Origin of the sequence: Acanthopleuribacter pedis (assembly GCF_017377855.1) — a bacterium.
Lineage (GTDB): Bacteria > Acidobacteriota > Holophagae > Acanthopleuribacterales > Acanthopleuribacteraceae > Acanthopleuribacter > Acanthopleuribacter pedis.
In genome coordinates this window covers 198,536-209,017 of sequence record NZ_JAFREP010000017.1, presented here as the reverse complement: position 1 = coordinate 209,017, position 10,482 = coordinate 198,536, and the positions used below count along the sequence as shown (strand labels likewise).

Below are 10,482 nucleotides of genomic sequence, written 5' to 3'. Positions count from 1 at the left end.
TTTGTTTGACCCAGCGATCCAATCAAGTTAAGTCCAAGGAAATTAAGATGTTGAAAAAAGTGATTACCAGCTTGATCGTTTTGAGCGCACTCTGTATGCCGGCTTTGGCTCAAGGCACCAAGGTCGCCATCGTCGATGCCGACGTGATTGTCCAGAAGTCTCAAAAGGGCAAAGCATTTTTTGAAGAGTTCCAAAAGTTTACCGAGGGCAAGCGCACCGAGATCGAGAAGATGGTGGAAGGTTTCCAAGCCAAGCAGAAAGATCTGCAGGCTAAAGCTGCCAGCATGAGCGAAGATAAGAAAAAAGAATCCGCGATGGAACTCCAGCGTTTGCAGACGGAAATCCAGCGTGCCCAAGAAGACGCCAAACGCGAAAGCGACCTGCGTTTGAACACCGCGTTGGAGCGGTTCCGCAAGGAGATCGCCCCTTTGGTTCGCCAAGTCGCTATCGAGAAAGGCATCGACATGGTGCTCAACAACGGTCCCAACACCGGTTTGGTGTACTTCAGCGATGCGGTTAACCTGACCGACGCGGTCATCAAGGCCTACGACGAATCTCAATAAGCACCGGTCCGGCGTCTTCACCTGCACTTCTCGGAACAAAGCCTTGTGAAGCGCGCGGCAGTGGTATAAAAACGAAACAGGGTGTGCGTTAATCCGCGCTGTTTGTTTTCTTTGTTTAGAAAATAAGCGCAGCGGAAGAACCCCCCGGTTTCGTTTTTTTCGTTTTATGTGAAACAAACCGAGGCCGCCACCCGCGGAAACAGCCGATCCTACGGCAAAGGTTGCATTTAACCACTTTTTCAACCAGAATGAGGGGTTGCTTCCTGTATGCTTCGGCGGTGCACATAGTGTGTCCCAACTGGGAAGCATTTCTTTCTCAAACGCGGACCACGCCGCAACACGGCCCAATGAATCTCGCACAAAACGCGCGATGATCGCCGGTTACCTGAGCGTCCGTTCCACCATCCTTATTTCGTCCTATTTTCCCGTTAGGAACCTGAGGCAAAAACGCTTTGAAGCTCTCAGCAATTATCGCCAAATACAACCTTAAAGCACCCGAGCCGCTCCCGCGCGATTTTGACGTTCAATCGGTACGGCCCTTGGACCGCGCGGGTCGCAACGATCTGAGTTTTTTGAACAACAAAAAATACCGCGGCCAAGCCAAGACCACCGCGGCCGGCGCCGTGTTAACCCAAACACCCGTGGACGGCAGTCATGCGATCCAACTCGTTTGTGCTGAACCCTATGCCGTCATGGCGCGCATTTTGGCCGATTTCCATCCCGAGCCGGAATATCCCGCCGGCATCCACCCCCGCGCGGTGGTTGAACCCGGCGCAACCGTTGATCCCGAGGCCTCCGTCGGTCCACTGTGCCACGTGGCCGCGGGCGCGCGCATCGGCAAGGGCAGCGTGCTCGTCAGCAACGTCCACGTCGGCCGCGACACGGTTGTCGGTGACCATTGCCGCCTGCATCCCGGCGTGGTGCTTTATCACGGCGTTACCCTCGGTGACCGGGTTCGCATTCACGCCCAGAGCGTGATCGGCGGCGACGGTTACGGCTATGCCCAAACCGGCGGCATTCATTTAAAAGTCCCCCAGATCGGCGGCGTCGTCGTCGGTGACGATGTCGAAATCGGCAGCAACGTGTCGATTGACCGCGGCAGCCTGGACGACACCCGCATCGGCAGTGGCACCAAAATTGACAACCTGGTCCAAATCGCCCACGGCGTCGATATCGGCGAGCACTGTTTAATCGTCTCGCAAACCGGCATCTCCGGCTCGTCCAAACTGGGTAAGTACACGGTGTTGGCGGGCAAGGTCGGCGTAAACGGCCATGTCACCCTCGGCGATCAAGTCATGGTCATGGGTGCCTCGGTGGTGACCAAAGATTTAAAGGGCCCCGGCAAATATGCCGGCAACCCGGCGATTCCCCACATGACGTACCAGCGGCAAAAAGCGCACATACGACGCTTTGCCGAATTAGAGAAACGCGTTCGTCAGCTTGAGTCTACCCTTGAGGAGAAGGAGGAGTTCCCATGATGGATTTAAAGGGAATAATGGAAATATTGCCCCACCGCTACCCGATGTTACTGGTAGACCGGATTCTCGAGTTTGAGCGCAGCAAAAGCATCGTCGGCCTCAAGAATGTGACCATCAACGAACACTTCTTTCTGGGCCATTTTCCCGGCCGTCCGGTGATGCCCGGTGTTTTGATCGTGGAAGCCATGGCGCAAACCGGCGGCGTCTTGATCGCTCAAGAGTTTGAAAATATCCAAGATTACGTTATCTTTTTTATGACGATCGATAATGTAAAGTTCCGCCGACCCGTGGTACCCGGCGATCAATTGCGGATGGAATGCGAAGTGATTCATTTCCGCCGCAAGGTATGTCGGCTCAAGGGACAAGCATTCGTAGACGGCCAACTCGCCGCCTCGGCCGAGTTCTCATCAATGCTTGTCAAAAAGGATGAATAATCATGGCAGAATTCCAGGTCCACCCGACCGCCATCGTCGGGAACAACGTCACCATCGGCGCCGGCACGGAGATCGGTCCCTACTGTGTCATTGAAGACGACGTGACCATCGGCGAAAACAACATCCTTGGCAGTCACCTGGTGATTGGCCGTTACACCAACATCGGTAACCACAACCGTTTTTATCCTTTTTCAACCATTGGCCTGCAACCCCAGGACCTCAAGTTCGACGACGAAAAAACCGTCCTCGAGATCGGTGACCACAACACCTTTCGCGAACACGTCACCCTCCACCGCGGCACCGGCCACGGCGGTGGTGTCACCCGCATCGGTTCCCATAACCTGGTCATGGTCAGCGCCCACGTGGCCCACGACTGTCTGGTCGGCGACCATGTCATTCTCTCCCACGCGGCTACCCTGGCCGGGCACGTGCTCGTCGGCAACCACGCCACGGTCGGCGCCTATTCCGGTGTTCACCAGTTCTGTCGCGTCGGCGACTACGCCTTCATCGGCGGCTACAGCGTGATTACCCAGGACGCCCTGCCCTACATTAAGTCGGTCGGCAACCGCGCCAAAGCCTACGGCATCAACACCATCGGCCTGGAGCGCAAGGGTTTTACCAAAGAAGAAATCACCAACCTTAAAGACGCCTACCGTACCTTGTTCCAACGCAAATTGCGTTTGGTCGAGGCGCAAGAGGTCGTCACCAAAAAGTACAGCGATTGTGCTCGCGTCAAGTATCTGCTTGATTTCATCGCGGCCTCCGAACGCGGCATCGTCCGCATGTAAGATCGCCAACCAAAAGTGTGTGAACAAAAGCGCCCCCGACACCTCGGCGGGCGAGGCCGCCTCATGCGCGGCCTCTTTGTGTTTGATTAAAAAACCATAGGTGACCCATGAATTTGAACCAAGTCATTGCCGACGAGCTCGGCGTCCGCGCATCTCAGGTGGAAGCTACCGTTGAACTGCTTGATGAAGGCGCCACCGTCCCTTTTATCGCACGCTACCGCAAGGAACGTACCGGCGGTTTGGACGATACCCAACTCCGCACCTTGGAAGAACGGCTTACCTACCTGCGTGACATGGTCGCGCGTCGCGACGCCGTCCTCGAGAGCATTCGCGACCAGGACAAACTCACCCCGGCCCTGGAAGCCCAAATCATGGCGGCCGACACCAAAACCCGCTTAGAAGATCTCTATTTACCCTACAAACCCAAACGCCGAACCAAAGGTCAAATTGCGATTGAAGCCGGTCTCGAACCCCTTGCCGATTTGCTGTTTGGCGACCCAAAACGCGATCCCGAAACCGAGGCGGCGGCCTTCATCAACGCCGAAAAAGGCATTGAAACCAGCGACGCGGCCCTCGAAGGCGCACGCTTTATTTTGATGGAACGTTTCGCGGAGGAAGCCGACCTGCTCGGTACATTACGCGCTTATGTCTGGAAACACGGTTCGGTCACCGCCAAAGTCGGCAAAGGCAAAGAACAGGAAGGCGCTAAGTTCCGCGACTATTTCGATTACCACGAGGGCTTGGCCAAGGTGCCCAGTCACCGCGCGCTCGCCATTTTCCGCGGCTTCAAAGAAGGCATCTTGCGTCTGGAAATCGCCGCCGATCCCCTACAACTGGATCCCGACAACAAAGAAAACCGCTGCGAGAAACTGATCGCCGCTTATTTCGGTATCGAGGATCGCGGCCGACCCGCGGATGCGTGGCTGCAAAAAGTGGTGCAGTGGACCTGGAAGGTCAAAATCTACATGCACCTCAAAACGGAACTGCTCGGCGAGATTCGCCAAAAGGCGGAAGAAGAAGCGATTAAAGTGTTTGGTCGCAACCTCGGCGATTTGTTGATGGCGGCCCCCGCCGGCGACCGGGTCACCATGGGCCTCGACCCCGGTTTGCGCACCGGGGTCAAAGTCGTGGTCGTGGACGATACCGGCAAACTGGTCGACCAAGCCACGATTTACCCGCACCCACCGCAAAAGAAATGGGACGACGCCAAAAACACCCTGGCCACCCTGTGCCGCAAACACAAGGTCGCGCTGATCAGCATCGGCAACGGCACCGGCAGCCGCGAAACGGATCGCTTGGCGGGTGAACTGATCAAAGAAGCCGAACTCGCCGCTGCCAAAATCGTGGTCAACGAGGCGGGGGCCTCGGTTTATTCGGCCTCGGCCCTGGCGGCGGCGGAATTTCCCGACTTGGATGTCAGCTTGCGCGGCGCGGTTTCCATCGCCCGTCGTTTGCAAGATCCCTTGGCGGAACTGGTGAAAATCGACCCTAAATCCATCGGGGTTGGGCAGTACCAGCACGACGTGAACCAAACCCGCCTGGCGGGCGCGTTGGAAAACGTGGTCGAAGACTGCGTGAACGCGGTCGGCGTCGACCTCAACATGGCCTCGGCACCCTTGCTGGCACGGGTCTCCGGTTTATCCCAATCGCTTGCCAACAACATCGTTGAATACCGCAACCAACACGGTCGCTTCGCGGATCGCAAGCAACTGCTGGAAGTCAAACGCCTGGGTCCCAAGGCCTTCGAACAGGCAGCCGGGTTCCTTCGCATCCTCGGCGGCAAAAACCCACTGGATGCATCGGCGGTTCACCCCGAGGCTTATCCGGTGGTTGAGCGCATCGTCAAGCAGGGCGGCAAACCGGTCGGCGAGATTTTGGGCGACCGCGATTTCCTCAAAAACCTCAAGGCGGCCGATTTCGCCGATGAGCGCTTCGGTTTGCCTACCGTCAACGACATCCTCAACGAACTAGAAAAGCCGGGACGTGACCCCCGTCCCGAATTCAAAACCGCCAACCTGACCGACGGCATCGAGGAAATCACCGACCTGGAACCGGGCATGATTTTGGAGGGTACCGTAACCAACGTGACCAACTTCGGCGCCTTCGTCGACGTCGGTGTCCACCAGGACGGTTTGGTTCACATCTCCGCGCTGGCCAATCGTTTTGTAAGTGATCCGCGCGAGGTGGTGCGCGCGGGCGACGTGGTCAAGGTCAAGGTAATGGAAGTCGACTTGGAGCGCCGCCGCATCGGCATGAGCATGCGCCTGGACGACGAGCCCGGCAAAAAGATCGGCCGTGAAGACCGCGGCGGTCGCGGTGGACGCGGTGGCCGGGAACGTAAACCCCGCGAACACCAAACACGCCCCAAACAAGCGCCCAACACCGCGATGGGCGCGGCCTTCGCCGCCCTCAACAAACGCGGCAAAAAGTAACTTCCAGGCAGGAGGTAGGCATTTAAAATCAGCCCGCCTCTTATCGCTGTCAATGAAAAGACCCAAGGAAAAGCATCTTTTCTGATCCCTCGTAAAAGCCTAATTCGAGAGACGATAGTCTCACCACCCGTAAACTTCTATCATCCAAGGTATAATGGTGGGGAAGTTACAAATTTCCCCTCTACGCACTAGCCCGCATTTCTCACAAGGATTCGTCGCGAGAAGTTGAAAGCCTTGTGAGTACGAAGATTACGACCGAGAGCCGGCATAGGCGTAGCAGCGCTACGGCAAAGGCGGCTCGACCGAGTAATCGAAGTAATCGCATGGGTTGCCCCGTAGCAGAATTCCTTGTGAGAAATGCGGGCTAGCCAAGCCGATGCACAAAAAACGTGAACGAAATCCTTTGAATGAAAGTTTGCCCGTTGACTCTGGATCGAAAAAACAACCTTTTCCTATCCACGGTGGTGATTCTTGCTTGAGTCTGTCCAGATTTCTAATCTCCTGTCTTTTGGATCGGAGCCGCAGAAATTAGCGTTATCCAACCTAAATATTCTAATCGGCCCAAACGGTTGCGGAAAATCAAACCTTGTCGCATGTCTCAATCTTCTCTGTAAGTCCTCAGACGATCTCACTAAGGCATTTGACGGACCAATTTTAGACTGGCTCCACAAACCCTTTTCAAGACCACCAGTCGCCTTTATTAAAACGACTTATAGGTCATACCGAGAGGGGGCGTTTCGGCTGGAGCACGTTTTGAGCTTTACCGCTGAAAATCAATTTTTGAAAATTTCGAATGAAAAGATTTCCAAGCTAGAAGGCGATTCTTCTAGCTTGCTTTTTGCCCATAATGAAGACACTGCACTTATTTACTCTTCTGAAGGACGCATGCGAGAATTGGCATGGCAATCTAATGATCGAAATCGATCCGTACTGTCCCAGAGACGAGATCCAGAGCTTTACCCTGAAATTACCGAGCTCTCGGTTGCTTATCAATCAATGTCATTTTATTACATGCAAAACAAACCACCTCGAGGTCTGCAGCGTGCCGATTTGCCAAACGGAATTCTCACCCAGCAGGTTGACAACCTCGCAATGGTCCTCATGCGGCTTCGTCTTTACTCCGAAATTGAAGATAAATTAAACCACTACTTGAGCGAGTATTTCGGTTCATACCGAAGACTTTTGACGCTTGTCCAAGGAGGATATTGTGAAATTCTTATTGAAGAAGAGTCCCTAGCCCAAATTCCGGCGAGCCGGCTGTCGGACGGGACTTTGCGGTTTATCACCCTTCTCGCCATTCTCCTTAACCCAGAACCGCCCCCCCTGATCTGCATAGAAGAACCGGAGATATGCCAACATCCAGACTCGATTCCTCTCATTGCGGAACTGTTGGTGGATGCCGCCCAACGCACCCAAATTATCGTCACAACCCATTCGGTCGAGTTGGTCGACACCTTCTCCGAGGATCCTGAAAAAGTCATTGTGTGCGAGAAAAATGACACCACTACAACCTTTGACAGTTTAGATCCTGATTCTCTGAAGGCTTGGTTGGAAAATTATTCACTTGGTCACCTTTGGACAAGCGGCGAAATCGGAGGAAATAGATGGTAGGCATTCATGTCTACGTCGAGGGCGGCGGCGATAGAAACCATCTAAAAACAGAGCTAAGGCAAGCTTTTACGAAATTTGCAAAGAACGCGGGGCTCAAAGGCCGTATGCCCCGATTTATCGCGGGCGGAAGTCGGGAAAATACCTAAAAAATATTTCAGATTGCTCAGGCAGAGCACATCGCCTCACCGAAAAAAAATCCTTATCCCATGCTACTTGTGGACAGTGAAGGTTCAGTTTCCAAAGATCACCACAAACAAGGGTGGCGCCATCTAGACAAACAAGATGGGTGGAAACAGCCCCAAGATGCCGACAACAGTCAAGCACACCTCATGGTGCATGATTATGGAATCATGGCTACTCGCGGACCTAGAGACCTTGGGTGACTTTTACGGCAAGGGATTTAAACTACCAAAAAACTTTTCCAAAGTGAGACTTGAAGGGATTCCCAAGAACGAAGTGATGGCTATTTTAGAGAAGTCAACTTCTAGAACCGGAAAAGGTACCTATAGCAAGGGTAAGCATTCCTTTAAAATCCTCATGATTGTCAGGCCGGAGGAAGTCGCAAAAAAATCGCCCTGGGCCCGTTATTTTCTCGAGACGCTCCGAGAAAAAGCCGAGGAATTTTGCGGCTGATTTAAAACGGCCTGCCCAACTTTATGTTGACCCGGTGTGTGTGAACCTTTACGCTAACTGAGCTCGGTGCGGCCACTTGGAGGTCCGCCCGAATTACCGTAGCTGCTGAACCCAGTCTCCAAGCTTTTCCGGCACTGACCGGACACACTCGAGGTTCACATGCAGCCGAAGAAACTTCTTCGATTATTTAAAGCCCTGCAAAAAAAAGGCTTAGACACAACTTACCAGAACGGCGCGTACCGTGTGGCACTTGCCAATCGCGCCGACGGCCCGGTCGCCGAGGTGCTGCTTCCGCCTGATTTCCCCGTTGAAGTCAAGGCGCTGAAGCAACTGGCTCAGTTGGCCGAGGTCCATCATCCCAACGGCGGCAAGGTCACCGCTTTGTGCGCCACCCCCGATTTCCATCCCGGCGACGCCGGCGTGGCGATTGGTTCAGTGGTGCAAACCAAAGATATGGTGATCCCCGCGGCCGTCGGTTCAGACATTAACTGTGGGATGCGCCTGCACACCACCGAACTCAACTTGGATCGCTTCCTCGCCGGCAAAGATCGGCTCGTGGCGCTGCTGCGTGGCGACTACCTGCTCGGTAGCCGCGACGTCACCCAAACCGCCGCATCCATGCAGGCCCTTTTCAGCGAGGGCTTGATTGGTTGGACGAGCGCCATGCGTGATAACCCTAGCGGGATGGCGACCCGTTGCGATTTCCACCAACTCGAATGCGAGCTGGATCGGGTGTTCGCGAACGGATCCATGGCGGGCGATCCGCGCTGGGCGCCGCCCGCGCTGCTGCCCGATGCCGGTTTGGTTCGCGACGACGGGCTTGGCACCATCGGCGGTGGGAACCATTTCGTCGAGTTCCAGGTTGTCGAGGAACTGCTCGATACGCGGGCCGCGTATCGCGCCGGAATCAAACAAGGTCAGGTGGCTTTTATGATTCACAGCGGTTCACGGCATGTGGGCAAGTTCATCGGAAAACACTGGCGCATGCGGGCCGAGGCGGCCTGGCCAAAAGGTTTGCCCTATCCCACCTCGCGGCTGTTCCCTCTTTCGCAAGCTGACAACCCCGATTTGGTGGCGGCCTACTTGGAAGCCGAGGCAACCGCCGCCAACTACGCCTTCCTCAACCGTATGTTGCTCGCCGAAATCATGCGGCAACGCATGCGGCAGGTGTTTGGCGAAGTCGCGGCGCCGTTGGTTTACGATCTCCCCCACAACATTACCCTGCCACGAGGCGACGGCTGGATCACGCGCAAAGGCGCGTGCCCGGCGGAATCCGGCCAATGGGTGATCATTCCCGGTTCGATGGGAACAGCCTCCTACCTGCTCGAAGGTTTGGGCTCGGAACGTTTCCACGCCTCGGCCTCACACGGGGCCGGCCGCGCGCGCTCTCGCTTCGCCATGTCCCGCGGCGGCGCGGACAAATCCGAGGCGGCGCTCGGTCTGACGGGCGTTACCTGCATCACTCTGCGGGAAGAACGTCGCATCGAGGAAGCGCCCAACGCCTACAAACCCATCCAACCGATCATCAAGACCCAGCAGGCGGCGGGCATGGTGCGACCCGTTGCCAAGCTACGACCGATCCTCACCTTCAAAGCCTAAGCCGCTTGGATCTGACCCATGGGAAGGGGGCATCGCCGCCCCCTTCTTTTTTTTCCTGAACGACGTGAACCCGTGGTTTCCGGGTGCCGGGTTCCGCCGCTTGGTGACGGCGCCTTGGGTGGCTTTTGGGCTCAGGGAAAAAAACAACCTTGGACTCCATACTTCCTACACAATCGCAACCTAATTTTCACCCTAGCCGACTTGACATATTGGTCAGGTAATTCACACCACGCATCACACAGTGTCGGCTTTTCTTAAGGCTTCTCAACACAACCCGGGCCGGGAGCCGGCAATGGTTTTTGTTCTCCATTGGCGCCGGTCACGTGCCCGAAATAGCACGGAATAATCATGCCCTCTCGAGAGTTATCCACGTGTTATTGCTTTTTTGATCGGCAACGGCGTTTGATGCGACGCCTTCCCGATCAGGAGGATCCCATGCAGTCACCAAACAACATCCACCCGCCGGCGGCGTCTCACCAGAACCGAACGGTTTCGCTCCATTTCCACGAAAACGGAGCCAGTTCGGTCCCGGCGGTTACCTGGCGCGGCCGTATCTTCACCGACGGCGTCGATGCGGTTGCCGCCCTTCACCACAGCAGCCATCCACTGCCCGAGAAGCTCCGTATCGCGGCCCAAATTATCAACCATTTCACCTTTGCCGGCGAGTACCGTTTCATTGAAAATCCCGATGCATTTAAGCATGAATACCAGGCGACCTACGGCCCTGACGACCTGCGCCTCCAGTTGGCCGGCAGGGTGTTTGGACCTTTTGACGTCAGTGAAATCGGCGACCCCCAACTGCGCAACGGCCGGCTAATCTTTTGGGTATACGCGCGTTACACGCTGGTACCTTTTCGCGTCAGCGTCCCCTACCCACTCACCTCCTTGCTGGAGGAACTCAGCTACGAATCCCTCCCCCAACTCAGGCTAGACGCAAGTTAAGG

At 55.5% G+C, this 10,482-nt stretch carries 9 protein-coding genes; all 9 read left to right on the top strand.

What is annotated here, in order from left to right; all coding sequences use genetic code 11:
• Positions 1 to 47: 47 nt before the first annotated feature.
• Complete coding sequence (locus J3U88_RS18650; RefSeq protein ID WP_207860454.1) at positions 48 to 563, top strand: OmpH/Skp family outer membrane protein; 516 nt, start codon at positions 48 to 50, stop codon at positions 561 to 563.
• Positions 564 to 1,015: 452 nt separating this feature from the next.
• Positions 1,016 to 2,041 (top strand): UDP-3-O-(3-hydroxymyristoyl)glucosamine N-acyltransferase, encoded by a 1,026-nt coding sequence (gene lpxD, locus J3U88_RS18645; protein WP_207860453.1) that lies wholly within the window; start codon positions 1,016 to 1,018, stop codon positions 2,039 to 2,041.
• On the top strand, positions 2,038 to 2,475 hold the full coding sequence (gene fabZ / locus J3U88_RS18640) for a 3-hydroxyacyl-ACP dehydratase FabZ (RefSeq protein ID WP_207860452.1): 438 nt from the start codon (positions 2,038 to 2,040) through the stop codon (positions 2,473 to 2,475). Before lpxD ends, fabZ begins: the two co-directional genes overlap by 4 nt.
• Before the next feature lie 2 nt (positions 2,476 to 2,477).
• A complete protein-coding gene (gene lpxA / locus J3U88_RS18635) occupies positions 2,478 to 3,263 on the top strand; it encodes an acyl-ACP--UDP-N-acetylglucosamine O-acyltransferase (RefSeq protein ID WP_207860451.1) in 786 nt (261 codons plus the stop codon).
• Between the two features lie 107 nt (positions 3,264 to 3,370).
• A complete protein-coding gene (locus J3U88_RS18630) occupies positions 3,371 to 5,695 on the top strand; it encodes a Tex family protein (RefSeq protein WP_207860450.1) in 2,325 nt (774 codons plus the stop codon).
• A 471-nt stretch (positions 5,696 to 6,166) separates the two neighbouring features.
• Positions 6,167 to 7,306 (top strand): AAA family ATPase, encoded by a 1,140-nt coding sequence (locus J3U88_RS18625; RefSeq protein ID WP_207860449.1) that lies wholly within the window; start codon positions 6,167 to 6,169, stop codon positions 7,304 to 7,306.
• A 342-nt stretch (positions 7,307 to 7,648) separates the two neighbouring features.
• A complete protein-coding gene (locus J3U88_RS18620; RefSeq protein ID WP_207860448.1) occupies positions 7,649 to 7,939 on the top strand; it encodes a DUF4276 family protein in 291 nt (96 codons plus the stop codon).
• A gap of 159 nt (positions 7,940 to 8,098) precedes the next feature.
• Complete coding sequence (locus tag J3U88_RS18615) at positions 8,099 to 9,538, top strand: RtcB family protein (protein WP_207860447.1); 1,440 nt, start codon at positions 8,099 to 8,101, stop codon at positions 9,536 to 9,538.
• Positions 9,539 to 9,973: 435 nt separating this feature from the next.
• Positions 9,974 to 10,480 carry a hypothetical protein gene (locus tag J3U88_RS18610; RefSeq protein ID WP_207860446.1) on the top strand — a complete coding sequence of 169 codons (507 nt, stop codon included), beginning with the start codon at positions 9,974 to 9,976 and terminating at the stop codon, positions 10,478 to 10,480.
• The last annotated feature ends 2 nt before the right edge of the window (positions 10,481 to 10,482 follow it).

Bases quoted from the DNA above. Each gene is read 5' to 3' on its own strand.
- J3U88_RS18650 (WP_207860454.1), top strand. From the start codon at position 48: ATGTTGAAAAAAGTGATTACCAGCTTGATCGTTTTGAGCGCACTCTGT.
- fabZ (WP_207860452.1), top strand. From the start codon at position 2,038: ATGATGGATTTAAAGGGAATAATGGAAATATTGCCCCACCGCTACCCG.
- lpxA (WP_207860451.1), top strand. From the start codon at position 2,478: ATGGCAGAATTCCAGGTCCACCCGACCGCCATCGTCGGGAACAACGTC.
- J3U88_RS18630 (WP_207860450.1), top strand. From the start codon at position 3,371: ATGAATTTGAACCAAGTCATTGCCGACGAGCTCGGCGTCCGCGCATCT.
- J3U88_RS18620 (WP_207860448.1), top strand. From the start codon at position 7,649: ATGGAATCATGGCTACTCGCGGACCTAGAGACCTTGGGTGACTTTTAC.
- J3U88_RS18615 (WP_207860447.1), top strand. From the start codon at position 8,099: ATGCAGCCGAAGAAACTTCTTCGATTATTTAAAGCCCTGCAAAAAAAA.
- J3U88_RS18610 (WP_207860446.1), top strand. From the start codon at position 9,974: ATGCAGTCACCAAACAACATCCACCCGCCGGCGGCGTCTCACCAGAAC.